The 23,966-nt window shown below is 75.2% G+C and carries 21 protein-coding genes and 1 tRNA gene; 17 read left to right on the forward strand and 5 right to left on the reverse strand.

Annotated features, from left to right (window positions below; all coding sequences use genetic code 11):
- Window positions 1-276 precede the first annotated feature (276 nt).
- Together ACFYZL_RS30645 and ACFYZL_RS30650 are read left to right on the forward strand one after the other, a co-directional pair.
- Window positions 277-1,008 (forward strand): hypothetical protein, encoded by a 732-nt coding sequence (locus ACFYZL_RS30645; RefSeq protein ID WP_388683453.1) that lies wholly within the window; start codon window positions 277-279, stop codon window positions 1,006-1,008.
- A gap of 74 nt (window positions 1,009-1,082) precedes the next feature.
- Window positions 1,083-1,155: transfer RNA gene (locus tag ACFYZL_RS30650), tRNA-His, on the forward strand.
- Window positions 1,156-1,225: 70 nt separating this feature from the next.
- On the opposite strand, the gene ACFYZL_RS30655 is transcribed toward ACFYZL_RS30650, so the two are convergent.
- Window positions 1,226-1,981 carry an alpha/beta fold hydrolase gene (locus ACFYZL_RS30655; protein WP_384754729.1) on the reverse strand — a complete coding sequence of 252 codons (756 nt, stop codon included), beginning with the start codon at window positions 1,979-1,981 and terminating at the stop codon, window positions 1,226-1,228.
- Between the two features lie 73 nt (window positions 1,982-2,054).
- Here ACFYZL_RS30655 and ACFYZL_RS30660 point away from each other — a divergent pair, with 73 nt between their 5' ends.
- A complete protein-coding gene (locus ACFYZL_RS30660; protein ID WP_388683456.1) occupies window positions 2,055-2,771 on the forward strand; it encodes a hypothetical protein in 717 nt (238 codons plus the stop codon).
- On the opposite strand, the gene ACFYZL_RS30665 is transcribed toward ACFYZL_RS30660, so the two are convergent.
- Window positions 2,758-4,818 (reverse strand): phosphocholine-specific phospholipase C, encoded by a 2,061-nt coding sequence (locus ACFYZL_RS30665; protein WP_388683459.1) that lies wholly within the window; start codon window positions 4,816-4,818, stop codon window positions 2,758-2,760. The genes ACFYZL_RS30660 and ACFYZL_RS30665 overlap by 14 nt on opposite strands.
- Before the next feature lie 187 nt (window positions 4,819-5,005).
- Between ACFYZL_RS30665 and ACFYZL_RS30670 the strand changes: the two genes are divergently transcribed.
- The 8 genes from ACFYZL_RS30670 to ACFYZL_RS30705 are packed head-to-tail and all read left to right on the forward strand — an operon-like array spanning window position 5,006 to window position 15,885.
- On the forward strand, window positions 5,006-7,258 hold the full coding sequence (locus tag ACFYZL_RS30670) for a hypothetical protein (RefSeq protein WP_388683462.1): 2,253 nt from the start codon (window positions 5,006-5,008) through the stop codon (window positions 7,256-7,258).
- 1 nt (window position 7,259) lies between these two features.
- Window positions 7,260-8,549, forward strand: a complete 1,290-nt coding sequence (locus tag ACFYZL_RS30675; protein ID WP_388683465.1) for a hypothetical protein — start codon at window positions 7,260-7,262, stop codon at window positions 8,547-8,549.
- A complete protein-coding gene (locus ACFYZL_RS30680; protein ID WP_388683468.1) occupies window positions 8,546-11,041 on the forward strand; it encodes a GTPase-associated protein 1-related protein in 2,496 nt (831 codons plus the stop codon). Before ACFYZL_RS30675 ends, ACFYZL_RS30680 begins: the two co-directional genes overlap by 4 nt.
- Complete coding sequence (locus ACFYZL_RS30685) at window positions 11,038-12,681, forward strand: hypothetical protein (RefSeq protein WP_384755002.1); 1,644 nt, start codon at window positions 11,038-11,040, stop codon at window positions 12,679-12,681. Before ACFYZL_RS30680 ends, ACFYZL_RS30685 begins: the two co-directional genes overlap by 4 nt.
- Window positions 12,678-12,806, forward strand: coding sequence for a hypothetical protein (locus tag ACFYZL_RS30690; RefSeq protein ID WP_384578367.1), 129 nt, complete (start codon window positions 12,678-12,680; stop codon window positions 12,804-12,806). The genes ACFYZL_RS30685 and ACFYZL_RS30690 overlap by 4 nt, the downstream gene beginning before the upstream one ends.
- Before the next feature lie 36 nt (window positions 12,807-12,842).
- Window positions 12,843-13,505: a tellurium resistance protein gene (locus ACFYZL_RS30695; protein ID WP_384578387.1), complete on the forward strand. Its 663-nt coding sequence runs from the start codon at window positions 12,843-12,845 to the stop codon at window positions 13,503-13,505.
- Entirely contained in the window at window positions 13,502-14,557 is a 1,056-nt protein-coding gene (locus ACFYZL_RS30700) for a protein phosphatase 2C domain-containing protein (RefSeq protein ID WP_388683470.1), read from the forward strand. Before ACFYZL_RS30695 ends, ACFYZL_RS30700 begins: the two co-directional genes overlap by 4 nt.
- Window positions 14,554-15,885, forward strand: coding sequence for a protein kinase (locus ACFYZL_RS30705; RefSeq protein ID WP_388683472.1), 1,332 nt, complete (start codon window positions 14,554-14,556; stop codon window positions 15,883-15,885). Before ACFYZL_RS30700 ends, ACFYZL_RS30705 begins: the two co-directional genes overlap by 4 nt.
- Window positions 15,886-15,914: 29 nt before the next feature.
- Here ACFYZL_RS30705 and ACFYZL_RS30710 read toward each other — a convergent pair whose 3' ends face one another.
- A complete protein-coding gene (locus tag ACFYZL_RS30710) occupies window positions 15,915-16,241 on the reverse strand; it encodes a hypothetical protein (RefSeq protein WP_384755011.1) in 327 nt (108 codons plus the stop codon).
- Window positions 16,242-16,265: 24 nt separating this feature from the next.
- The gene (locus tag ACFYZL_RS30715; protein ID WP_384755013.1) at window positions 16,266-17,762 is read right to left on the reverse strand and encodes a hypothetical protein; all 1,497 of its coding nucleotides are present in this window, start codon (window positions 17,760-17,762) and stop codon (window positions 16,266-16,268) included.
- A 126-nt stretch (window positions 17,763-17,888) separates the two neighbouring features.
- Here ACFYZL_RS30715 and ACFYZL_RS30720 point away from each other — a divergent pair, with 126 nt between their 5' ends.
- From ACFYZL_RS30720 to ACFYZL_RS30745, 6 genes are read left to right on the forward strand one after another with little or no spacing between them, the layout of a single operon-like run.
- Entirely contained in the window at window positions 17,889-18,911 is a 1,023-nt protein-coding gene (locus tag ACFYZL_RS30720) for a 3-oxoacyl-ACP synthase III family protein (protein WP_388683476.1), read from the forward strand.
- 5 nt (window positions 18,912-18,916) lie between these two features.
- The gene (locus tag ACFYZL_RS30725; RefSeq protein ID WP_384755043.1) at window positions 18,917-19,648 is read left to right on the forward strand and encodes a glycosyltransferase; all 732 of its coding nucleotides are present in this window, start codon (window positions 18,917-18,919) and stop codon (window positions 19,646-19,648) included.
- Window positions 19,648-21,129, forward strand: a complete 1,482-nt coding sequence (locus ACFYZL_RS30730; protein WP_384755021.1) for a class I adenylate-forming enzyme family protein — start codon at window positions 19,648-19,650, stop codon at window positions 21,127-21,129. Before ACFYZL_RS30725 ends, ACFYZL_RS30730 begins: the two co-directional genes overlap by 1 nt.
- Window positions 21,126-21,314 (forward strand): hypothetical protein, encoded by a 189-nt coding sequence (locus tag ACFYZL_RS30735; protein ID WP_384755024.1) that lies wholly within the window; start codon window positions 21,126-21,128, stop codon window positions 21,312-21,314. The genes ACFYZL_RS30730 and ACFYZL_RS30735 overlap by 4 nt, the downstream gene beginning before the upstream one ends.
- A complete protein-coding gene (locus tag ACFYZL_RS30740) occupies window positions 21,311-22,495 on the forward strand; it encodes a cytochrome P450 (RefSeq protein ID WP_388683479.1) in 1,185 nt (394 codons plus the stop codon). Before ACFYZL_RS30735 ends, ACFYZL_RS30740 begins: the two co-directional genes overlap by 4 nt.
- The gene (locus ACFYZL_RS30745) at window positions 22,492-23,421 is read left to right on the forward strand and encodes an NAD-dependent epimerase/dehydratase family protein (RefSeq protein ID WP_384755031.1); all 930 of its coding nucleotides are present in this window, start codon (window positions 22,492-22,494) and stop codon (window positions 23,419-23,421) included. Before ACFYZL_RS30740 ends, ACFYZL_RS30745 begins: the two co-directional genes overlap by 4 nt.
- Here the strand turns inward: ACFYZL_RS30745 and ACFYZL_RS30750 are convergent.
- Window positions 23,381-23,965 carry an ATP/GTP-binding protein gene (locus tag ACFYZL_RS30750; protein ID WP_384755034.1) on the reverse strand — a complete coding sequence of 195 codons (585 nt, stop codon included), beginning with the start codon at window positions 23,963-23,965 and terminating at the stop codon, window positions 23,381-23,383. The two genes, ACFYZL_RS30745 and ACFYZL_RS30750, sit on opposite strands and share 41 nt — an antisense overlap.
- Window position 23,966 lies beyond the last annotated feature (1 nt).

The following is a 23,966-nucleotide window of genomic DNA, read 5'->3' on the forward strand; positions in this document are numbered from 1 at the left end:
CCCTGCGGGGCGCCCGGCCTGGCCACCTCCGCGCCCGGGGGTGCCGCTGCGCGGAGCCGGTCCCCTACCCGCCCTTCCTCCGTTCCCCGGGCTCCACCCGGACCCCGGTCCTCAAACGCCGGACGGGCTGAAAGACCCCGGGGCTCCGCCCCGGACCCCGCGCCTCGAACGCCGGCGAGGCTGCGAACGGTCGGGCCAGGGTTATCAGCGGTGCTTATCGAGCGTGCAGGAATGATCGTTGGCGGTGAAGTGGGGGCCCGCCGCAAGATGATCCGCATGACCACCGCACAGACCGCGCGGATCGCCCTCGTCGGCGACCGCTCACCGCACGTGAAGTCCCACACCCGCATCCCGCTGCTGCTCGACGCCCTCGCCGCTCGCGACGGCCTCGTGCTCGACGCCTACTGGATCCCCACCGGCGAGGCCGGGGCCCTGCGCGGGTTCGACGCGGTGTGGGTGCTGCCCGGCAGTCCCTACGCCAGCGAGGCCGGGGTGCTGGCCGCGATCAGGGTGGCCCGGGAGGAGGGCATCCCCTTCCTCGGGACCTGCGGCGGCTTCCAGCACACGCTGCTGGAGTACGCCCGCACGGTCTGCGGCCTCGCCGACGCCGCGCACGCCGAGAACGACCCCGAGGCGGCGGACCCGCTGATCACGCCGCTCGCCTGTTCGCTCGTGGGCCACCAGGGCCTCGTGCGCGCCGAGCCCGGCTCGCTCGCCGAGTCCGCGCTCGGCGCGGAGCGCTCGACGGAGCACTACCACTGCAACTACGGCCCCGAGCCCCGCCACCTGCCCACCCTCGCCGCGCACGGGCTGCGCCTGTCGGGGCACGACGAGGACGGACAGGTGCGCATCGCCGAGCTGCCCGGGCACCCCTTCTTCCTGGCGACCCTGTTCCAGCCGGAGCTGCACGGGGACGGGACCGTGCCGCACCCGATCGTCCGGGCCCTCGCCGCGGCCGCTGTGACCCACGCCACCACCGCCCGCCGGGTCGCCGCCCTGGCGGAATAACGGGTCGCAGGACCACCCCGCCGATCGGCTATGCTGTGCATGCACGTCGAACGGGTGGTCCGCCGCCCTTCGTGGTGGGTGTAGCTCAGTTGGTAGAGCACCTGGTTGTGGTCCAGGTGGCCGCGGGTTCAAGTCCCGTCACTCACCCTGTTGGTCCCGTGAGGGGTACGAGGTTTCCTCGTACCCCTCACGGGCGTTTCCGCCGTCGGATCGGGGGCTACGCCCTCAGGAAGGCCTCGACCTCCGTGGCGAAGGCCACCGGGGTCTCGTGCGGCGGGTAGTGGCCGGAGCCCGGGATCGTGACGATCCGGCAGTTCGGGTACCAGGTCTGCCACGTGGCCCGCATCACGTCGGCGGTGAGCGCGAGGTCGTACTCCCCGACCAGGACCAGCACCGGGACGGTGTTCCCCTTCACCGCGGAGGACAGGTCGAGCGGCTGCCAGCTCGCGAGGTAGCCGGCGAAGGCCTCGGGGCGGGAGATGCTCAGGGAGTGCTCGACCATGCCGTCGAGCCAGTGGCGGCTCGCGCGGTTGCCGGTGACCAGGTCGAGGATGGTCCGGCGCTTGGCCGGGTCCTCGGCGGCACCGTAGAAGAGGGCGTGGGTCGCGTCGTCCATCTCGTACGGGGCGGCCGGCACCGGCGTGAGCCCGATGAGCTTCTCGACCCGCTCGGGGGCGCGTACCAGGACCTGCTGGATCGCCTTGCCGCCCATGGAGTGGCCGAGGAGGGAGAAGGTGTCCCAGCCGAGCTGGTCGGCCAGTTCCAGGACGTCGTCGGCGATCTCGGCGAGGGTGTGGCGGCCGGACACGTCCCGGCGCTCGCCGTAGCCCCGGTAGTCGAGGAAGGCGTACGAGAACTCCTCCGGGTCCAGGTAGTCCAGTACGGAGCCCCAGTTCGCGGAGGTCCCGAACCAGTCGTGCAGCACGATGACGCGTACGGGTCCGGTACCGATCCTGCGGTGGGCGATGGCCATGCGTTCTCCCTCGGTGACGGTGGTGGGGTCTGCCGACGCCGTACTGTCTGCCCACCCGGCTTACGATCACACCGTGCCGACGAAACCGCCCCGCAAGCCGCTGGTCATGGGGGACTTCTCGCGGGCCGACGGGGCCCGCCACCCCCACCACCCCACGAGCTACGAGATCACCGACCAGGCGGAGATCCGCGAGGTGCGGGCCGTCCGGCGGATCGGGCGCCGGCGGGCCGCCGCGGCGGCCGCCAAGGGCGTCGAATTCTGCTCGTGCGGGAATCCCGACGCGGACACGCACCCCACCCCCGAGTCGAATCTCCTGATCGACCCCCTCTCCCCCGAGGGCATCCCGGCCCGCCACCGCGCCCGGTGGGTGGCCGCGGCGCCCGAGGGGCTGCGGGAGTACGCCGCCGCGCTGGCCGGGGGCCGGGAGGACCCGGTGCCGCCGCGCGGGGTGCCGTCGGCCGTCGTGTTCGGCTGGCTGGGCGCCGTACGGCCGGAGCCCCGTGACGCCGCGTGGCTGCTCGCCGAGCGGGGCCCCTGGCGGCTGCTGGCCGGGGTCGCGACGGAGGAGCTGGCCTGGGCGGTGCGCGAGACGGACCGGGCGGGCCTGGAGGGCGCCGTGCGGTTCTTCGCGAGCGAGGAGTTCACCACCCGCCACCCCAAGCGCCGCCGGGTCCCCGACACCGCCCGCGACCTGCTGCTCCGCCACGCGCGCGGCCACCGCCCCAAGGACCTCCCGGTCCTGGAGCGGCGGCTGCTGCGCGCGGCGGAGGACCGGATCAGACGGTCTTGAGCGCCGGGTCGGAGACGCCCGGGGCGCCCGTCTCCACGTGGCCCGCGAAGCGGCGCAGGAAGGTGGCGTCCGCGTCGGAGACGACCGTGACGTCGTACCAGCGGCCCGTCGCGCCCAGGTCCGCCGTGTACTCGGCCGTGCCGCCGGCCGCGACCCGCAGGGTCTGGGTCGCTCCGTTGTAGGCGTTGGTCACCTTGAGGTTGACCGCCGCCGAACCGGAGTTGGTCAGGGTCAGCTTCAGGTTCCCGCCGGCACCGTCGTGGCGGGCCGTGACCTCGGGGCCGGCCTTCTTCGCCGGGCCCTTCCAGGTGCGCAGGAAGCCGTTGGGGCCCCAGACGGTGAGGTTGATCTGGTTGCCGGTGGAGCTGCTCGTGGACCAGGTGTCGGAGAGGGTCTTGCCCGCCTCGACGGTGTAGGGCCAGGGGCCGTCCGTGCGGTTGCCCGAGGTGCTGTGGAAGTGGGCGCCGAGGGTCGGGCCGGAGGAGAAGGTCAGGGTGAACTTGCCGGTGGAGGTGGTGGCGCGGCCGTCCACGTACGGGCTGTAGCCCAGCGCGCGGGTCGGCTTGGACCCGGCCTCCTGCTTCGGCAGCGTGCCCGTGGCCGGCGGGACCGGGTGGTAGGACGGGTGCGCGTTGTGGTCCGGCGGGAGGTAGGCGTCCGTCGACGGGAGCGACGCGGGGGTCGCGTCCGCCTTGGTGAAGTCGAAGGCCGAGGTCAGGTCACCGCAGACGGCGCGGCGCCACGGCGAGATGTTGGGCTCCTGCACGCCGAAACGCTTCTCCATGAAGCGGATCACCGAGGTGTGGTCGAAGGTCTCGGAGCAGACGTAACCGCCCTTGCTCCACGGGGAGACCACGATCATCGGGACGCGCGGGCCGAGGCCGTACGGGCCGGCCGCGTAGCCGCCGCCCCCGTTGTAGAGGTCGCCGGTGACGCTCGCCGTGGACAGGCCCCACGCCGAGGAGGCCGGCGGGTAGGGCGGGACGACGTGGTCGAAGAAGCCGTCGTTCTCGTCGTAGGTGATGAACAGGGCCGTCTTCGCCCAGACCGCCGGGTTCGAGGTGAGCGCGTCGAGGACCTGGGAGATGTACCAGGCGCCGAAGTTGACGGGCCAGTTCGGGTGCTCGCTGAAGGCCTCGGGGGCGGCGATCCAGGAGACCTGCGGGAGGGTGCCGGCCGTGACGTCGGCGCGCAGGCGGTCGAAGTAGCCGTCGCCGGCCTTGACGTTGGTGCCCGTGCGGGCCTTCTCGTACAGGGCGCTGCCGGGCTGGGCGTTGCGGTAGTTGTTGAAGTACAGCAGCGAGTTGTCGCCGTAGTTGCCGCGGAAGGCGTCGCTGATCCAGCCCCAGGAACCGGCGGCGTTCAGGCCGTCGCCGATGTCCTGGTAGACCTTCCAGGACACCCCGGCCGCCTCCAGGCGCTCCGGGTAGGTCTTCCAGCCGTAGCCCGCCTCCTGGTTGCCGAGGACCGGGCCACCGCCCACGCCGTCGTTGCCGGTGTAACCCGACCACATGTAGTAGCGGTTGGGGTCCGTGGCGCCGATGAAGGAGCAGTGGTAGGCGTCGCACACGGTGAAGGCGTCGGCGAGGGCGTAGTGGAACGGGATGTTGTCCCGGGTCATGTACGACATGGTCGTGGCCGTCTTGGCCGGGACCCACTTGTCGTACTTGCCGTTGTTGTAGGCGGCGTGGCCACCCGCCCAGTCGTGGTTGAGGCCCTCGACGAACTGCATGCCGAGGTCGTTCACCTGAGGGTTGAAGGGGAGGATGTCCTTCGTCCCGTTGGACTGGTGGAAGACGGACTTGCCGTTGTCCTGGAGGACGGGACGGGGGTCGCCGAAGCCTCGGACGCCCTTCATGGTCCCGAAGTACTGGTCGAAGGACCGGTTCTCCTGCATGAGGACGACGATGTGCTCGATGTCCTGGATCGTGCCGGTGGTGCCCTGCGCCGAGATGGCGGCCGCGCGGGCGATGCTCTCGTTGAGCATCGCGACGGCGGCGGTGCCACCGGCTATCTGCAGGAACCTGCGCCGATTGAATTCGGTCATGGAGTGACGTCCTCTGCGGGTGAGGGGGGTGTCTGGGGGCGCCCCAAGAACAGCGCCCCCGGGGTACCGGACGGAGATCACTTCGTGACGGTGCGCCGTACACCTGGAGAACGAAAAGCTCTCCCGAACGGCTCTCGTATCTGCTGGAATGACCTCCCACACACGTGCACGGGGGGCTTGGAAACGGATGGCCGGGAACGACTTCGGGCATGCCCTCGGGCTGTCCCGCGCGCTCTCCGGTCTGCCGCTCTCGCCGCTCGTGGGAGGGTACGGCGAACTCGTCTCCGCGCAACAGACCCTCGGATTAAGTCACTTGGGTGAACTCCTGACGCGTGACGGCAGCCGCTTACGCGTGCTCGACGGGGTCTTCCGCGTCGAGCGGCCCGGCCGGCGGGCGCACGTGAACGCCCGGGTGCTGCGGGGGATGAGCGCGCAGCGGCCCGAGGCGGCGTGGCTGCTGGAGCGGCTGGCGGGGATCCAGGAGGAGGACCCGGCGGCGCTGCGGCGGATCCTGCTCTACCAGTTCGCCCAGCTGCTCCACGACCACCCGGCCGGCCATCTGCCCGCCACCGCGGCCGGCCTGGGCGTCGACCCGGCGGAGACCTCCGCGCTGGTGCACGCCGCCGCCGCGCGGCCCCGGCTGGACGCGGGCCGGCGGGCCGCCGCCGAGGGCCTGGAAGACGACTGGCGCGCCCGTCGGGTGCGCGCGGCCGGGCGCAAGGCGGCCCTGCTGCCCCCGGGCGGCGGGGACGGCACCCTGGAGGCCCGGCTCGCCGAGCTGGCCGACCGGGCCGGGGCCGCCGACGCCGCGATCGGCACGGCGCGGCGCTACGAGGAGCTGGGCGATCCCGACCGGGCGTCCGTCCAGTACGAGGAGGCGGCCTGGCTCGCGGGGGACTGCCCGCGCGCGGTGCGCGGGCTGGTGCGCACCTACCGGGCGGAACCGGGCGATCCGGGCCCGCTGGAATCCGTGCTCGTCCCCGGCGGCGTCGAAGTGCGCTGGCCCCCCGGCCTGTTCACGGGCCGGGCCTGGCGCGTGGTACGGCTCACCCAGGGGGAGCCGGCGGGCTCGCCCCTCGCCGAGGTGGCGGGGCGGCCCCACGACGGCGTCCTGCTGGACCGGGACACCGGGATCGGGGTGCGCGTGCGCCACGTCGCCCTGCCGCTCGGAGCCGACGGCGCGGTGGACGGCCCGCCGCTGATCGGGGCCCCGGTGACCGTCGCCCCGGCGGTGACCGGGCTGCGCGTCGCCGACGGCAACGGCCGGATCGAGGCCTCCTGGACCGCCCCGGCGGGCACGACCGGATCCGTGGTGACCCTGACCGGGCCCGCGAGCCGCCGCGTGACGGACGCGACCCCGCACGACCTGCGCTTCGAAGGCCTGAAGCCCGGAACCTACGAACTGACCGTCCGGGCCCGCTACGCCGCGCCGGACGGCCGCCCCGACCACGCCGTCCTGTCCGCTCCGGTGACGACCCCGGCGACCGTCCACCCGTGGCCCGCTCCCGTGCTCGCCCTGACGGCGACCCCCCGGGAGGGCGGCGGACTGCACTTCCACGCGACCGGCGCGCAGGGCGCCGCGATCCGTCTGCCGGTCTGGCCCGCCGACCCGCCCGCCGTCGGCACGGAACTGAGGACGGCCGACCTTCCGCCGGAACCGGGCTGGATCACCGCGGCCGAGGTCGGACGGATCGCCGGCGACCGGGTGTGGACCGGGCTGCCGCCCGCCGGTGCGCTCGTGACCGTGACGGCCGTCGCCGTGCTCGGGGAGCGGGCCGTGGTCGGGCCCGGCGCCGCGGTCGAGGCGCCGCTGCCGGTGACCGGGCTCGCGGCGCGGCGGACCTCGCCCGAGGAGGTGCGGCTCACCTTCGACTGGCCGGGCGGCACCGGCGCGGTCACCGCCGCCGTCGCCCAGGACGGCCGGGTCACCGAGCACACCGTGGCCCGCAGCGTGTTCCTGCGCGAGGGACTGCGGCTGCCGGTCGGCCCCTCCGCCCTGCGCGTCGACGCGTACGCGGCGCCCCGCAGCGCGCGGTCCGTACTCGCCGCCGGGTCCGGTGACGCGCGGGCCGAGCTGCCCGCCGACGTGGCCATCGCCTACGAGCTCCTGCCCGGTGCCCGGCGGGGCCTGCGCCGGGGGCCCGCAGTCCTGCGGGTCACCGTGCGGGCGCCGGGCGGCGCCGCGGACCTCCCCGGCTTCGTACTGGTGGCCCGAGGCGATGGCGGCCGCAACCCGCAGCGCCCGACCGGCCCCACCGGCGGCACGACCCTGTGCCGGCTGACCGGCGACGAACTCGCCGCCGCCGGGACGCTGGAGCGCGAGATCGACCCCTCCGTCGCACCCGGACGTCCGTACGCCGTCCGCGGTTTCCTCCTCGGCGGCCGTGCCGCCTCCGTCCGGCTCGAAGAGCCCCCGATCCACTCCCTGGTGGTGCGCTGACTTGACCTCCGTCGTCTGCCCCTACTGCTTCGACCGGTCACCGGCCGCCAAGCTCCCCTACCGCTGCCAGATGTCCCCCACCGGGGTGCGCGGCGGCACCCCCTGCACCGCGGAACTCGACACCGTGTGGGCCGAGTTCATCGGACCGGCCGTGGCGCCCGCACTGCGGATGCGCGGGCCCGTGTTCCCCGCCCCGCGCGGGCTCGGCGGGCGGATCCCGCGGCAGCTGCCGCTCGGCGGCGGGGGGTCCCGCGCGGACTGCCCCGACTGCGGGGTGTCCACGCCGGTGCGGGTGTGCCGGCGGTGCCACAGCGACTTCCCGAGCGACTACTGCGACCAGGACACCCGGATCATCGCCCTGCTCGGCCCCAAGGGCTCGGGCAAGAGCACGTACATCTCGGTCCTGGTCAACGAACTGCGCGGCAGGGTGGGCCGGGCCTACGGCGCCTCGCTCACCCCCATGGGCGGCGAGACCCAGCGCCGTGACCGGGAGATGGCCGAGGACCTCTACGACCGGTTGCGGCTCCCCGGCGCCACCAGACCGGCCGCGCTCGGCTTCAACGACCCGCTGCTGTACCGGCTGAGCCTGCCGCTGCGCCGCCGGCTGCGCGGGGACGGCAGCCGGCACACCGCGCTGGTGTTCTTCGACGCGGCGGGCGAGGACCTGGGCAGCGCCGAGGCCATGGACCGGTACACGACCTACCTGGCCGCCGCCGACGGGATCATCATGCTGGTGGACCCCTTGCAGATGCGGGCGGTGCGCGACCGGCTGCCGGTCGACTCCGAGCTGTCGCTGCCCGTCGTGGAGACCCCGCCGCAGCAGATCGCCGGAGACCTCGCGGCGCAGCTGCGGGCCCGCGGCCGGGGCTCCTCCCGGGGCCGGGTCACCACCCCGGTGGCCGTGGCCGTGACCAAGACGGACTCCCTCGCCCCGCTGGTGGATCCGCATTCCCCGCTGCTGCGCAACGCCGAGCACCGGGCCGGCGCGGTGGACGAGGACGACCGGCTCGCGGTGCACGAGGAGATGCGCTCGCTGCTGGACGGCTGGGACTCGGGCGCCCTGCTGCGGCAGCTGGAGCGGGACTTCGCGCAGCTGTCGTTGTTCGGGCTGTCGGCGCTCGGCTCGCCGCCGCCCGCGCACGCGCCGGCCGACGCACCGAAGTCGGGTCCGCAGCCGCTGCGCGTGGAGGATCCGCTGCTGTGGCTGCTGGGGCTCGGCGGGCTGCTGCCCCAGGTTTCCGGCGCCGCGCGCACGGGCGGCGCTCGCGGCGGTGCGGAGGGAGAGGCGTGAAGCTCGCGCAACTGCACTACACCTCGGCGCCGCCCGGCCCCGACGGCTCCGGTTTCCGGTTCACCGCCGTCACCCCCGGGGCGCCGGCCTCGCTGCTGCGCGAGGCGGAGCAACTGATCGGCTACGAGCCGCCCCGGGAGGCGCCGCCACGCCCGGGTCCGGAGGAACTCGCCTCCTTCCCCCAGGCGTTGAGCCTGAGCGTGCTGGCGGACGGGAGCCGGCTGCTGGCCCGCTCGGTGTACACGGGCGCCGACTACAGCGGCCGCTGGGGCAACTTCCACGCGCACGCGGTGCACCTGCCGCAGCAGGCGGGCTCCGGACCGGCCGTCGGCGCGCTGCCGATCACCTCCTGGGGCTCGCCGCAGTGGGCCGTGGACACCCCGGTGGGCGGCGCGCCCGCGCTGGCGGCCGTGCCCGTTCCGGGTCCGCACGATCCGGCGGGGCTGGCCGGGTTCGTCAGCGACCGGGGGCCGTGGCTCGCGGGGTTCTTCGCCGACGTGCGCAGGCTCGGCGAGGACCCGGCGGCCCCGCAGATCGTGCTCGTGGAGGCGGACAGCGAGGCGGTGGCCCGCTGGATCATGCTCGCGTGCAGCGTGCTGCCGCACCAGCGGGGCCAGTGGCTCACCTTCACCACCTACACCCGGCGCCCACAGCTGGCCCGGCAGCAGATCATCGGCGTGGTCCCGGAGGACGGTCCGGGCCTCGCCGGGCAGGAGCACCGCTACCGGGTGTACGACGTCGCGCGCGCGACGGCCCCCTCCGCCGGGGCCCCCGACGCGTGGGCCGACACCTCGGCCCGGATCTGGCAGGCGCGGCGCCAGGAGCTGTTCGCGGAGGTCCGCCGGCTCGGCGCCGACCCGTACGACGCGGGCCCCCTGGCCGCGCTCGCCCTCGCCTCGGACGTCCCGCTGACCTCCCCCGCGCGGGCCGCCGCCGCGGACTGGGCCGCCGGTCACCGGGACGCCCTGGACGGGGCCCGGCTGCACGCGCTGGCCCTGGCGCTGGGCGCGGTCGCCACCGGCACGGACCGGGATCCGGCGGAGGCCGCCGCGTGCGGGCGGCTGCTGGCGGCCCTGGACGGCTGGGCCCCGCCCGCCGTGTGCGAGCCGCTGGCGGAGCGGGCCCTCGCCGAGGCGGTGCGCGGCGCGGCCGTGCCCGCGGCGCTGCCGTCCGCCGGGGCGTTGGGCGGCCCCGCGCGGGTCCGGCTGGCCGCCGCGCTGGAGCCGCAGCTGCGGGCCGCGCTCACGGCCGCGGAGACCGCACCGGCCGACCGGGCCGGCCTGTTGCGGGTCGCCTCCGTGCTGGGGACCGACACGGCCGACCTGGTGCCCGGCGCGGCCCGGCAGTTGGCGCTCGCGCTGCTCGCCGATCCGGAGGGGGTGTACGGCGAGGGGGTGCGGGCCGCGTTCGCGGAGCTGCCGGCGCTGCGGGCCCTCGTACTCGATCAGCTGGACTCCCTCGCGGCGGGCCAGACGGTCGCGGCACGCGACCTGTTCGCCCGTACCGGGCTGCGGCTGACGGCCGCCGACGCGCGCCCGCACCTGCGGATGTGCGCTTCGGCGGCGGGGGTGGTCGCGGCCGCCCCGGACCGGGTCGGCGCGCTGCACGCGCTGCTCGCCGAGTCCGGGGTCTCGCTGTACGCGGAGCCGCTGGTGCTGCGGACCGCGATGCGGCTGGTGTGGGAAGGGGAGCCGCCGGGTGCGGGCGAGGCCGCGATGGTGCTCGGGGCGACGGGGGCGAAGGTCCACCGGGAGGCCGGGACCTGGGAGTTGCTGGCGCGGGCGGCGGCCGGGGCTCCGGCCGGGGACGTGGCGGCGGCCGAACTGGCGCCGGAGGTCCTGACCCACTTCCAGGAGGAACTCCCCGACGCGCTGCGGCCCTCGCTGCTGCTGCTGGAGCTGGCGCGGGACCTGCGGGCGGGCACGGCCGGCCCGGGCTGGGTGCGGCGTGCCCTGGACCTGGCGTCGACGAACCCGGAGCCGGGCGCGCGGGCGCAGGCGTACGCGGCGGTGTCGGCGCGGCTGCTGCCGGCCGAGGACCGGCCGGAGAACGAACTGCGGGCCCTGATCGAGAGCGACGACGCGGAGTTGTTGGCCGCGTACCGGATGGCCGCGCGGGAGGCGGAGGTCACGGCCCGACTGCGGCTGGTGCCCGAGTTCACCGCGGACTGCTTCACGGCGTGGTCCTCGCAGCCGCAGGCGGGCCCGATATGGCAGGAGGCCCGCGCCGACCTGCTCGAAGGGGTGCTGCGGCCCGTCGTACGGGGGCTGGCACCGGCGGAGCTCTCCTCGGTGGAGGACGCCCTGGCCCGGCTGGGCGGCCGCTGGGCGGAGGACTTCCGCACCTGGCAGCGTCCGACGGCGATGGGCCGCCTGCGGGACCGCTTCAAGCGCCGGTCCACCGCTTCCCGGCCGGTGGCGGACGGGACCTCCCGTGCGGGCGGCGCGGAGGCTCCGGGCGACGCGGACGGAAGTCGGGGTGGGAAGTGGTGAGCACCGACTCGCCCACGCTCGCCCTCGTCCTGCGGGTCCTGCTGTACGGCACCGGGATCGTCGCCGTCGGCCTGTGCCTCGCGTACGGGCTGTGGAGGTTCCTCGGGCTGGCCCTGGTGGCCGCCTGGCGGGCGTTCGGGCCGCGGACGCCCGGGGACGCCGATCAGCGGGTCGTCCCGTACCTCGGGGGCGAGCCGGCCCGGCGCGCGTACTGGGCCTCCCAGATGTGGCGGGACTCCGGGTACGCCGTGCTGTTCGCCTCCCGCACGGTCTGGTACCTGCTGGCCCGGCACTGGTTCGGCAGGGTGGTGCGGGACCGACAGGTGCAGGGCCGCAGCGGCCGGACCGGCTTGCGGTCCGGCAACGCCCTGGGCCGGCTGGTGCACCGCCTGCTGGCCCCCGGTACGGCCCTGGCCGCCGTGCTGTCCGCGGTGCTCGCCTCGGCGCTGCTGCTCGGCGTCGCCGCGGTCTTCGCGGCCCAGCTCGTCCTGGTCGCCCTCGCGACCCTCGCCACCGTCGGGGCCGCGCGGGGCGCCGAGCGGCTGTGGAAGCTGGCCCGGGGCGTGCGCATGAAGTGCCCCTACCCGAGCTGCTACCGCCCGTTCGCGCTGGCCGTGCACCTGTGCCCGGGCTGCGGGGCGGCCCACCGCGAACTGCGGCCCGGCGGCTTCGGCGCCTGGCGGCACGTGTGCCGCTGCGGGCGGGCGCTGCCGACGACCGCGCTGACGGGGCGGCGGCGGCTGCGGGCGCACTGCCCGCACTGCGACCAGCCGCTGCCTCCGGCCGTCGACACCACCCGGGTGGTGCACCTGCCGCTGATCGGCGGCACCTCCGCGGGGAAGACCATGCTGATGGCGGCCGTGCTGGAGGGGCTGCGGTCCTGGTCGCACCAGTCCTCGCTGAAGGTCGAGTACGCCTCCCCGGACGACCTGCGCGAGGCCAACGCGCTGGGCAGGCAGCTGATGGATTCGGGGTGGACGCTGAAGACCCAGGGCGGCCAGCCCCGCGCCCTGATGCTGCTGGTGGGGCGGGGCCTGCGGCGCAGGCTCCTCTACCTGTACGACCCGATGGGCGAGTCCCTGCGCGACGCGGACAACACCCGGCTCCAGGGCTACCTCGCGCACGCCGACGGGGTCCTGTTCGTCGCGGACGTGCTCGCCTCGCCCGTCGTGCGCCGCAAGCTCCGGGCGGGTGATCCCGAGCTGGCGGCGGCCGCCCGGCCGGCCGACCTCGGGCCCGTGGACACGTACGCGGCGCTGGCCGGGGAGTTGCAGGGGCTCAGCGGGCGCCGGGGGCGCCTCGCGGTGGCCGCGGTGGTGACCAAGCGGGACACGCTCGATCGGCTGACTTCCCTGCCGCGGCCCGCGGAACCCGTCGACGTCTGGCTGGACGGCATCGGCCTCGGCGACCTGGTGCGCAGCTTCCGCCACGATTTCGCGGCGGCCCGCTATTGGGCGGTGAGCGCCCGCGCGGCGACCGGGGCGGGGGCGCTCGACTCCGAGCAGCTGCGGGCCGCGGAGCCGGTGCTGTGGCTGCTGGCGCGGAGCGGGCTGCGCGTCGGGCGGTTGACGGTGGGCGGGCTGCCCGGCGTCGCGCCGGCAGCGGACCGGATCGCGTCGGAAGGGAGCAAGACCCCATGATTACACCGCAGATCGCGCGGGGCCGGCGGTTGATGCTGGCCCTGTTCGTGGTGGCGGTCGTGGTGACGGCCGCCGCCTCGGTGGTGGCACTGGTGCGGTTCGTGCCGCAATGGACCGGGAGTTGAAGGAGACATGCGGTGAGTGACATCCCCGGCGGGCCGATGGCGAACAGGCCCGTCCATTTCATCTGGCTGCTCGACTGCTCGTATTCGATGCAGGGCGAGAAGATCGGTCAGCTCAACTACGCGATCAGAGAGGCCGTTCCGGCCATGCGCTCGGTCGCGCAGGACAATCCGGCGGCCCAACTGCTGCTGCGTACGATGACGTTCTCCACGACGGCGCGCTGGCACCACCAGGACCCGGTGCCGGTGGAGCAGTTCACCTGGCAGGACGTGCAGGTGGACGGCATGACCAATCTGGGTGACGCCCTCCACCTGGTCTCGCGCGAGCTGGACACTCCGCCGATGCCGCAGCGGGCCCTGAAGCCGGTGCTGGCGCTGGTCTCCGACGGGGTGCCGACGGACGACTGGAAGGCCGGGTTGCGGGCGGTGGACGCGACGCCGTGGGGCCGCAAGGCGGTGCGGGTTGCCATCGCGATCGGTGCGGACGCGGACCGTACGGTGCTCCAGGAGTTCCTCGGGAATCCCGAGCTCCAGCCGCTCGACGCGAACAGCCCCAAGCAGCTTGCGGCGGCGATCCGTTGGGCCTCGACGGCGGCGGTGAAGGCGGCTTCCCAGCCGATGGCGGGCTCCGCGGACACGATCGTGAAGCAGCCTCCGTACGCCCCGCCCGCGCTCGCCGACGACGATGACGACGTGTGGTGAGCGGACCCTTGCCGATCGACGGATCCGTGACACCGCCCTGGGAATCGCTGCACGGCAGCGTCCAGGGCGTGAACAAGACGCGCAACCAGGACCACTACCAGGTGGAGGGCCTCGGCACGGACCGGGCGCCGCTGATCATGGCCGTGGCCGACGGGCACGGATCGGCGGTGCACGCCCGCAGCCATGTGGGGTCCCGGTACGCCGTGGACCTCTTCGTCCAGGAGGCCCGGCAGTTCGCCTCGCTCGCCCAGCCCCGGGGCGAGGGGCGGCCGCCGAGCCTGGCCTGGCTGATGCGCTACGCCGAGTACTCCTTCCCGCGCCAACTCGTCAGCGCCTGGCGGGAGAAGGTGCTGGGGAACTGGGAGCGCCACCGCCCGCCCGGGGAGCCGGCGGTGCCCGAGGAGGAGAAGCTGCTGCTGTACGGGAGCACGCTGGTGGGCGCCGTGCTGACTCCCCGGGTGTTCGCGGCCTGGCAGCTCGGCGACGGCGAACTGACGGTGGTGGGCGAGGGCGGGCTGGTGAGCGTACCGCTCGCGCCCTCGGAGGCGGACCTGGGCGACGAGACGGAGTCGCTGTGCACTCCGAAGGCGTGGCTGCGGGTGCGGACGCACTGGGCGCCGGTGACGGCGCCGTCGCGGGCGCCGCGCCTCGTCGCGCTGTCCACGGACGGGCTGTCCAAGAGCTTCGCCTCCGACAAGGGGTTCCGGCAGTTCATGGCCGGTCTGGACGAGCGGCTGTCGGCGGAGGGCGGCGAGTCCGTCCGGGCCTCGCTGCCGGAGTGGCTGACCAAGGCGTCGCAGCACTCGGGGGACGACACCACGCTGGTGGCGGCCTGGCACACCGGTGAGGACCCGATGAGCGTGGCGGAGCCGCTGAGCGTGGCGGAGCCGATCGGCGCGGCGGAGCCGATGGGCTTGGCGGAGCCTTTGAGCACGGCGGAGCCGATCGGCGCGGCGGATCCGGTGCCCGCGGCGGAGCCGGTGGGTCCGGCCGAACCCGTGGGCCCGGTGGACATGGATGACCTGCGAGACCCGTACAGGAGCGAAGAATGAGCGGCATGCTCGACAGCAGCACCCGGCTGACGGCCGACAGCGGTACGAGCGTGGAGGTCGTCGACCTGCTCGGCGCGGGCGGCCAGGGAGAGGTGTACCGGGTCCGGACCCCCGTCGGGGAGCGGGCGCTGAAGTGGTACTACCCGACGTGCGCGACCCCGGCGCAGGAGGACATCGTCCGCCAGTTGGTGGACCGGGACTTCGACGACGACCGCTTCCTGTGGCCGCGGGACTTCGTGTCCGACGGGCGCGGCGGCTTCGGCTACCTGATGGAGATCCGGCCGGACCGGTTCAAGGGGCTCCCCGCCCTGTTCCGCCGCCAGTTGAAGACGACCCCCCGGGCGCTGCTGGCCGCCTGCCTGTACACCGTCGAGGCGTACCAGGCGCTGCACTCGCGCGGGATCGCCTACCGGGACATCTCCTGGGGCAACATCTTCTTCGACCCGACCACCGGGGAGGTGCTGGTCTGCGACAACGACAACGCGGTGGTGGAGGGCGACAGCACCGGCATCTCGGGGACGATGGAGTTCATGGCGCCCGAACTGGTGCGCGGGGACCCGGGGGTCTCCCCCGGCACCCAGAGCGACCTGCACTCCCTGTCGGTGCTGCTGTTCATGCTGCTGATGAACCATCACCCGCTGAAGGGTCGGCTGGAGTTGGCGATCCGCTGCCTGGACGAGGCCGCCGAGCGCAAGCTGTACGGGAAGCAGCCGCTGTTCGTCTTCGACCCGGTGGACCGCTCGAACGCGCCGGACCCCGTGGAGCACGCGACGGTCCTGGCGACGTGGAAGGTGGCCCCGCCCTGCCTGCGCGACCTGTTCGTCAAGAACTTCACGACGGGACTGCGCGCCCCCGCGACCCGGGTGCGCGAATCGCAGTGGCGGGACACCCTGCGGGCGGTGCTCGACGCGGTGGTGGACTGCGCCCACTGCGGCAAGCAGAACATGACCGAACCGCTGTCCGCGGCCCCGGGCAACTGCTGGGCCTGCAACGCCGCACTGGTGCTGCCGCCCCGGCTGGTGCTGACCACTCCCCCGCCGCGCACCGAGCACCACATCCTGCTGCACCGCACCTCGCGGGTACAGGCGCACCACCTGGCGCCGGAGCCGGCGCGGCACGACTACGGGGACGGCACGCTGGTGGCGCAGCTGACCGAACACCCGCAGAGGCCGGGGAAGTTCGGGCTGGCCAACCGGTCCGGGAGCTCGTGGACCGGCACCCGGGCGGACGGCACCACGCAGGAGATCGCCCCGGGGCAGACCGTGCCCCTGCGCTCGGGCCTGGAGCTGGACTTCGGCGGGGCGCGGGCCGTCGTACGGTCGAAGTAGACCGGCCGTGCCGGCCGCGGCCCGGGAGGTCAGCCCAGCAGGCGGGTGATCTCCTGGGCCAGGGCCAGCCCGGTGCTGCCGGCGCCGAGGCCGAGGGTGATGGTCTCCAGCGCGCGCCGGACCACTCCAGGTTCGGCGGCGCGCTGTTCCCGGCCGGCCCGTTCGAGCTCGCCGTGCAGGGTCGTGGCGGCGTCGAGCCGGTCCTGGCCGGCGCCTTCGGCGCGCAGCCACCGGGCGAGTTCGGCGGCGAGGCGCAGGGTCTGCTCGGCGCCGTCCTGGCGCCCGATGTTGATGGTGCCGTTGTCCCCGAAGTTCGCGGGGCCGTTGACGTTCCCGTTGAAGTTGTAGGTGGCCATGCGATTCCTCCTCGTTGGTACGGGTCAGGGCTGCGGTCCGGAGCCGTAGCCGTGGTTGCCGTGCTGCGGTCCCTGCCCGGGTTGGTTGATGGTGCCGCCGGCGCCGTAGTTGCCGGGGCCGTGGATGTCGCCGGAGAAGTTGTAGGTGGTGGTGTTGATGACCTGCTGTGCCTGGTCGTAGGAGGCGGTGTCCACGTTGTGGTCCCGCAGGAAGCGTTCGGTCGCGATCAGTACGCCCTGCTGGAGCCGCTGCAGGAAGTCCTGGGAGTCCGTGCGGTCGGAGAACCCCACCTGCTGCCAGTCCGCGACCCGTTCGCGGATGCTGTCGACGGCGCCGTAGTCGTACAGCAGGTGCTTGCGGTCGATGTCGCGCCGTAGCCGTTCCAGGTCGCGGGCGCGCCTGCGCCGGGCGGAGGAGCGTCGGGAGAGCCGGGAGGCCGCGCCGAGCAGCAGCCGCCCGGTCGCGGAGGTCGCGTACCGGAAGAGGTCCCACCAGCGTTCGAAGCCGCCCACCGGCAGCCCGTGCACGCGGTGGAAGCGGGCTTGGAGCGGCGGGATCCCGTACGCGGCGACCTCCCAGGTCAGGCTCGGGTGTTGGAGGCGGGCCCGCAGGTGCATGGAGACGATGACGCGGCCGCCCGCGCCGGCCCGTTCCAGGCTGAGGTAGGTGCGCATGCCGGCGCCGGGCTGGACCAGGCCCGCCTGCACGAGTTGCTTGGGGATCTGGGCGCGCGGGCGGCGCAGCCGGTCGGGCAGCAGGTCGCTCCCGACGTGGGCGACGTGGTCCCCCATGACGTACAGCCGGTTGCGGGCCCGCAGCCCCTTGAGGCCGGCGATGTGCTCCATCTCCTTGGCCACGAAGGTGTGCAGGTCGACGGCGTCGAAGGGCCTGATGGTCAGTTTGCCGCCGCCCGCCGGGTCGTCGGCGGGTCGGCTGACGTCGATGGGCTGCCAGACCATCTCCTTGATCCTCTGGCCGCTGCCGACGAACGGGTTGGTGCGTTCCGCGTGAGCCGTGTACGGAACCACGTTCGCCCGTTTCTGCTCCAGCAGCCGGTTCTCCACCTCGGGGCCGACGCCGGGGGCGAGGTCCATCGGCCGGTCGGCGCCGTGCGCGACGGCGAGGGCGGCCGCCCTGGCCTCGCTCTCCGTACGGTGGACCAGCCCCCAGGCCGCCCCGTAGGCGAGGACGAGCGCCCCGGCGGCCGCGTACGCGAGCCCGGTGACGCCGGCGACGAGGCCGTAGAGCCCGACCGGCACCGCCGCCCACACCCCGACCGCGCAGAGCCAGGCCAGGCGCCGGTCCCGTGCTTCGACGCGCAGGGACGCGGCCCGTGCGTGGCGGGCCAGCGCGATCAGGTCGATGCCGAGGGTGAGCCCGGTGGCCTTCAGCCGGTCCTCGGTGAGTTCCCGGTCCACCTCGCGGGCGTGGCCCTCGTCCAGGTGTGCTCCGGCGCACAGCAGGCGCGTCACCGTGTCGTCGCGGTACTGGGCCAGCGCCGGTAATCGGCGAGCCGCCATCACGGTCTCCTCCCCCGTCGTTCTCGTCGCCTCACCTTATGTACTCAGGCGGGCCGTGCGGGAACGCCGGTCGACCTGAGCATCCGTACTCAGGCCCGGAGGAAGGCGGGTTGTCATCGTGGGGCCATGTTCATTCAGCCGTGCGAACCGCCGTCGCGTGCCGGGATAACCGCCGTGGCCTGCCTGTTGCCCGAGGACGCGGTGTCCTCCGACGACCTCCAGCGGGAGGTGGCGCTGCGCTCCGGCCTGACGCTCCCGCCGAGGCTGCTGACTCAGGCCACCGGGATCCTCTCCCGCCGGGTCGCGGGAGACGGGGTGTACGCCTCCACCCTCGCGGTGGGCGCGGCCCGCCGGGCGCTGGCCTCCGCCGGGCTCGACGCGCTCGACGTGGACCTGCTGCTCTTCGCCTCGGCCTCCCGGGACCCGGTCGAGCCGGCCACCGCGCACATCGTGCAGGCGGAGCTCGGTTCGCGGGCGCACGTCCTCGACGTCACCAACGCGTGCAACAGCTTCGTGGGCGGGATCGACCTGGCCCGGTCGATGGTCCTGGCGGGGCGGGCGCGGCGCGCGCTGGTGGTGACCGGGGAGACCCCGTCCCGTGCGGTGCGCAGGGACCCGGCCTCGCTCGCGGAGTTCCGCGAGTGCTTCGCCGGCTACACCTTCGGCGACGCGGGCGCGGCGGTGGTCGTGGAGGCGGTGGAGCGGGGCGGGATCGTCGACGTGGACACCGAGACCCACTCGGAGCACTGGGAGGTCGGGGGCATCCCGGGCGGCGGGTCGCGGCACCCGCGCGGGGACTCGTACACCTATTTCCGCGGTGACGGGCACGAACTGCGGGGCGTCTTCGAGAAGGTGGGCACGGCCGTCGTCGACCGGACCCTGCACCGCAACGGCATGGGCTGGGACGGGTTCGCCAAGGTGCTCGTGCACCAGGTGACCGTGCCGTACCTGGAACGGTTCGCGGAGATCACGGGGGTGCCGGCCGGGAAGCTGGTGGTGACCGTGCCCGAGCTCGGCAATGTCGCGAGCGCGAGCATCGGCGTCCAGCTGGACCGGGTCTTCGGGGAACTGACGCCGGGCGAAAGGGTGTTGTTCGTCGGACTGGGCGGTGGCATCAGCATCATGACGATGGTCTGGGAGAAGTCGTGAGCCGCATGTGGGTGGTGGTGCCCGCGCACGACGAGGCGGCCCGGCTGGCGGACACCCTGGGGGCGCTGGCCGCGCAGCGGGACCGCGCCTTCACGCTGCTGGTCGTCGACAACGCCTCCGCGGACGGCACCGGGGCCATCGCGCGGGAGTTCGCGGCGGGCGCGCCGTTCCCGGTGGAGGTGATCGAGGAGCCGGAGAAGGGCGTCGGCTCCGCCGTGGACACCGGCTTCCGGCACGCCATCGACCGGGGCGCGACGATGCTCGCCCGCACGGACGCCGACTGTCTGCCCCGGCCGGACTGGACGCGCGCCGCGCGGGCGGCGCTCACGGACTCCCCGGGGCTGGTGTGCGGGCGGATCACGGCCCGGCGCGACGAGCACGGGCCGCTCGGCCGGGCCGGGTTCGGGGTGCTGGTGCGCCTCGCGGCGCTCTTCGGACGGCTGCGGCCGGAGCACGCCCGCCGCAAGGGCTACAAGGCCCCGTACCGGATGCACGCCGGCAACAACATGGCGATCACCTCCGAGCTGTACCTGGCGGTCGGCGGCATGCCCCGGCGGCCCTCGCCCACCGACCGGCTCTTTCTCAACGCCGTACGCCGCCACACCGACCGGATCTCGCACTGCCGGGCCATGGTCGTGGAGAACTCGACGCGCCGCCTGCGGGCCTACGGGGTCGCGGGCACCGCCCGCTGGTACCTCGACCAGGGCAGCGGCCGCCACGGAACGGACCCCCGCTGATGCTCGACCGACTCGACCACGCGCTGCGCGCCCGCCCCGAGGCGCCCGCCGTACTCACCGCCACGCGTACGGGTGCTCCCCGGGTCCGCGCCACCCGCGGCGAACTCGCCGAGCTGTCGGACGCGTTCGCCGCCGCCCTGCACGCCCGAGGACTGCGCGCCGGGGACACCGTGGGCGTTGCCGTGCGGCCCGGACCGCGGGCGCTGGCCGTCCTGCTGGCGCTGTGGCGGCTCGGGCTGCGCGGGGCCGTCCTCGATCCCGGCGCGGGGCCCGACGTGCTGCGGGCCCGCCTCGCCCTCGCCCGGCCCGCGCTGGTGCTCGCCGACGCGGCCGCGCAGGCGGTGGCGGGCTGGGCCAGGCCACTGGCCCGACGGGCGGGGCTGGCGCTGCCGGAGCTGGCCGCGCTGGGGCCGGTCGCGACGGTGGGGCCCCGACTGCCGGGGTGTGCGGAGGCACTGGAGCGCGGGGCTCCGCGGGCGGGCGTGCCCGTGCGCCGCGATGCCGGCGGGGACTGCGACGCGGTGATCGTGTTCACCTCCGGCACCACGTCCGCGCCCCGGGCGGTGGTGCACACGCGGTCGAGCCTGGCCGCCGGAATGGCCACGGTCTCCTCCCTCTTCGAGGCGACCCCCGGGATACCCGTGCTGGGCGGCACGTTCTTCGTCCTCGTGCCCTCCCTCACGCACGGCGCGCCCGTCGCCCTGCCCGCCCGCGATCCCCGGGTGCTGGCCCGGCAGTTGCACCGGCTGCGGCCCCAGCACACCTATCTGACCCCGCCGCAGTTGCGGGACGCGCTGGCCGCGGGCGCCCGCTTCGGCGGCCGGGTGTGGACGGGCTCCGCGCCCGCGGGCGCCGGGCTGCTGGAGCGGGTGCGCTCGGCGGGCGCGGCGCAGGCCTGGGGGGTGTACGCGCTCACCGAACTGTTCCCCGCCGCGGCGGTGGAGGCGCGGGAGAAGGCCGCCTTCGAGGGCTCCGGCGACCTGGTGGGCGCCCCGCTGCCCGGCGTCACGGCCGAGGTGGATCCGGACGGCCAGCTGCTGCTCTCCGGGGCCGCGGCCCGCCACCGCTACCTCGGGGAGGAGCCCGACGCGTGGGTGCGTACGGGCGACCGGGCGCGGCGGGACGGCGCGGGCCGGATCGTCCTCGAAGGACGGAGCAAGGACATGGTGCTGCGCGGGGCCGAGAACATCTACCCGGGTCTGTACGAACCCTCCCTGCACGTGCCCGGGGTGGAACTGGCCGTGCTCGTCGGGGTCCCGGCGGGCGAGGGCGACGAGCGGCTGGTGGCCGTGGTCCAGCCCCGGCCCGGCACGGCCGAGGCGACCCTGCGCGCGGCGCTGGCGGAGCCGGTGCGGCGGATGGGCTCCGCCCGCCCGGACGCGCTCGTCTTCGCCCGGATCCCCCTGTCGGGCCGCTCCCGCAAGCCGGACCGGCCGGCGACGTCCGCGCTGGCGGCCCGGCGCCTGGGGGTGGCGGCATGACCGCGCCCGCTGCCCCACCGGTCACGCACCGCCGCCCCGAGACCGGGCGCGTCCCCTGCGCCCCGGTCCGCGCCCGGTGCGCGGCCGCGCCGAAGGCCGCGCCGAAGGCCGCGCCGAACGCCGGGCGACCGCTCCGGGGACCCGTCTTCCCGGCCCTCGACTCCACGGAGGTGGACGGCCGATGAGCACCCGCCCTTCCCAGGCCGCGGCCCGGCGCCGGGACCGCCGGGTCTACCTGCGCGCCCACCCGATCCTCTTCGCCCTGCTCGCCGCCACGCGCGGGCGGCCCGTGCGCCGGTTCGGGCGGACCCTCCTCGTGCACGACGCGGCCGCCTACCGGGAGGCGCTGACCCGACTGCCGCTCGACCGCACGGCGGCCGGGACGACGGGCGGCGCCGCGCGGGCCGCCCTGACCGGCGAGGCCTGCGGGGCCGGCGGGGCCGGCGGCGTGCTGTTCGACCAGGAGGGCGGCGCCCACCGGGACGGGCGCCGCGGGCTCGCGGTCGGCCTCGGCGCGGCCGGGGTGGAGGAACTGCGCGCGGTGTGGCGGCCGTTGCTCGTTCGCCGCCTCGCACCGCTGGCGCGGGGCGGCGAGGTGGACCTCGTCGAGCTGGCGCGGGAGCTGTCGGGGTCGGTGGTGTGCGCCCTGCTGGGTTCGCCGTCCGAACCCCGGGCCGTGGCGGTGGCCGCCGCCGAAGCCGCGGCGGCTTCCGTACGCGACCACCTGCCGGGCCCGCCCCGACCCGGCGGGACGTCGGCCGCGGTCCGGACGGCGGACCGGCTGCGCGTCCTGCTGCGCCCGGGCCCCGCCACCGGATCCGACACCACCGCCGGATCCGACACCGGCTCCGGCTGCGGCCATGGCTCCGGCGACGAGGCGTTGCGGGCGATGCTGGCCGTGGCCGCCGTGAACACCACCGTCGCCGCGCTGCCCCGGGCCGTGGCCTGGTGCGCCGACGCGGGGCTGTGGGGGGACGCCGCCGACGAGCGGCTGCGGCCGGTGCTGGTCGGCGAGCTGCTGCGGGTCACCTCGGCCTCGCCGCTGCTGCCGAGGGTGGCGGCGGCGGACGGGGCCGTCGGCGGGTGCCCGGTGCGCGGCGGCGACCGGCTGCTGCTGGTGGCCCGGCACGCCGCCGAGGCCCACCGCCGCGACCCCGACGCCCGCCGGCCCGCAGCGCCCGGAGCCGCGCAACTGGTGTTCGGGGCCGGGCCGCACGCCTGCCCCGGGGCCCGGCTGGCGCGCGCCCAACTGGCCGACGTACTGGAGGAGCTGGCTCCGCACCGGCCCGTGGTGACGCGGGCCCGGGTGGACCGGCGGGCCGCCCTGCCCGGGTGGCGTTCGCTGCAGGTGAGGGCAGGCGCGTGAGCATCCGTATCGCGGTCACCGGGGCGAGCGGCTTCTGCGGCGGGCACGTCGCCCGGGCGGCCGCCGCGAGCGGCGCTGAGGTGGTGTGCGTCGGCCGCCGACCGGGACCGCTGGGGGAACACCGGTTCTGGGACGCCTCCCGGGGCGCCCCGGACCTCACGGGCGCGGACGTGATCGTGCACTGTGCGGCGGCGGTCGGGGATCCGGCTCCCGGATCCCCGGCCGAGGCGCTGATGCGGGCGGTCAACGTGGACGGCACGGAGCGGCTGCTGCAGGCGGCGGCCGGACGGCCCGTGGTGTGGGTGAGCAGCGCCAGCGTCTACGACCCGCGCCCGGACCGGACCCTGGTCGGCGAGGACCATCCGCGCACCGGCCACCTCAACGCCTACGGCCGGACCAAGGCGGCCGGTGAGGCCCTCGCCCTGGCTGCGGGCGCGGTGGCGCTGCGCCCCCGGGCCGTCTACGGCCCCGGGGACACGCAGCTGCTGCCCCGGCTGCTCTCCCGGGTCCGGGCGGGCACCCTGCTGCTTCCGGGTCCGGACGTGAGGCTGAGCCTGACGGCGGTGGAGAACCTGGCGGACGCCTGCCTCGCGGCCGCCGCGTGGCCGTCCGGGGCGTACAACATCGCCGACGGCGAGCCGTACCCCCGCGACGAGGCCGTACGGGAGGTCCTGCGCGCGCACGGCGTCCACGCGCGGATCCGCCGGCTCCCGCTCCGGGTGGCCCGTACGGCGGCCCGGCTCGCGGAGGCGGTGGCGAGCGCCGAACCGGCCCTCAGCCGCTACGCCGTGGACCAGCTCGCCCACTCGGTGGTCCTGGACCTGACGCGGGCCCGCGCTCAGGGCTGGATCCCGCGCCGGACGCTCGCCGACTACGCGGCCGGGGTCAGCGGCCGGCGACCACCGGGGCCTGCGCGCCCGCGATGAGGAGGTCGAGGAGGGCGAGCAGGGCCCCGCGGACGTCCGTGCGGGAGCGGGCGTCCAGCATGAGGACGGGGGTCTTGGGGTCGCGCAGGTGCAGGGCGGCCGCGATCTCCTCTGCGGTGTAGGGCTGTTCGCCGTGGAAGCAGTTGGCGCCGACCACGAAGGGCAGTCCGCGGCTCTCGAAGAAGTCGACGGCCGGGAAGCTGCGGTCGAGGCGCCGCGTGTCGACCAGCACGATCGCTCCGAGCGCCCCGGCCAGCAGGTCGTCCCACATGAACCAGAAGCGTTCCTGGCCGGGTGTGCCGAACAGGTAGAGGACGACTCCGGCGTCGGTGAGGGTGATCCGGCCGAAGTCCATGGCGACGGTGGTGACCGCCTTGGACTCGATGCCGTCGAGGTCGTCGACGCCGACGCCCGCGGCCGTCAGCCGTTCCTCCGTGCGCAGCGGCTCGATCTCGGAGATCGTCTCCACCAAGGTGGTCTTGCCCACTCCGAATCCACCGGCGATGAGGATCTTGACCGGGGCGGATTCCCGGGGGGCGGGCATG

The organism is Streptomyces sp. NPDC001717, from assembly GCF_042892775.1.
In the GTDB taxonomy this organism is placed as follows: domain Bacteria; phylum Actinomycetota; class Actinomycetes; order Streptomycetales; family Streptomycetaceae; genus Streptomyces.

Coding starts and splice junctions, on each gene's coding strand:
- ACFYZL_RS30645 (WP_388683453.1), top strand. CDS start 277: ATGACCACCGCACAGACCGCGCGGATCGCCCTCGTCGGCGACCGCTCA.
- ACFYZL_RS30655 (WP_384754729.1), bottom strand. CDS start 1,981: ATGGCCATCGCCCACCGCAGGATCGGTACCGGACCCGTACGCGTCATC.
- ACFYZL_RS30665 (WP_388683459.1), bottom strand. CDS start 4,818: ATGACCGAATTCAATCGGCGCAGGTTCCTGCAGATAGCCGGTGGCACC.
- ACFYZL_RS30670 (WP_388683462.1), top strand. CDS start 5,006: ATGGCCGGGAACGACTTCGGGCATGCCCTCGGGCTGTCCCGCGCGCTC.
- ACFYZL_RS30690 (WP_384578367.1), top strand. CDS start 12,678: ATGATTACACCGCAGATCGCGCGGGGCCGGCGGTTGATGCTGGCCCTG.
- ACFYZL_RS30695 (WP_384578387.1), top strand. CDS start 12,843: ATGGCGAACAGGCCCGTCCATTTCATCTGGCTGCTCGACTGCTCGTAT.
- ACFYZL_RS30705 (WP_388683472.1), top strand. CDS start 14,554: ATGAGCGGCATGCTCGACAGCAGCACCCGGCTGACGGCCGACAGCGGT.
- ACFYZL_RS30710 (WP_384755011.1), bottom strand. CDS start 16,241: ATGGCCACCTACAACTTCAACGGGAACGTCAACGGCCCCGCGAACTTC.
- ACFYZL_RS30715 (WP_384755013.1), bottom strand. CDS start 17,762: ATGGCGGCTCGCCGATTACCGGCGCTGGCCCAGTACCGCGACGACACG.
- ACFYZL_RS30720 (WP_388683476.1), top strand. CDS start 17,889: ATGTTCATTCAGCCGTGCGAACCGCCGTCGCGTGCCGGGATAACCGCC.
- ACFYZL_RS30725 (WP_384755043.1), top strand. CDS start 18,917: ATGTGGGTGGTGGTGCCCGCGCACGACGAGGCGGCCCGGCTGGCGGAC.
- ACFYZL_RS30730 (WP_384755021.1), top strand. CDS start 19,648: ATGCTCGACCGACTCGACCACGCGCTGCGCGCCCGCCCCGAGGCGCCC.
- ACFYZL_RS30735 (WP_384755024.1), top strand. CDS start 21,126: ATGACCGCGCCCGCTGCCCCACCGGTCACGCACCGCCGCCCCGAGACC.
- ACFYZL_RS30740 (WP_388683479.1), top strand. CDS start 21,311: ATGAGCACCCGCCCTTCCCAGGCCGCGGCCCGGCGCCGGGACCGCCGG.
- ACFYZL_RS30750 (WP_384755034.1), bottom strand. CDS start 23,965: ATGCCCGCCCCCCGGGAATCCGCCCCGGTCAAGATCCTCATCGCCGGT.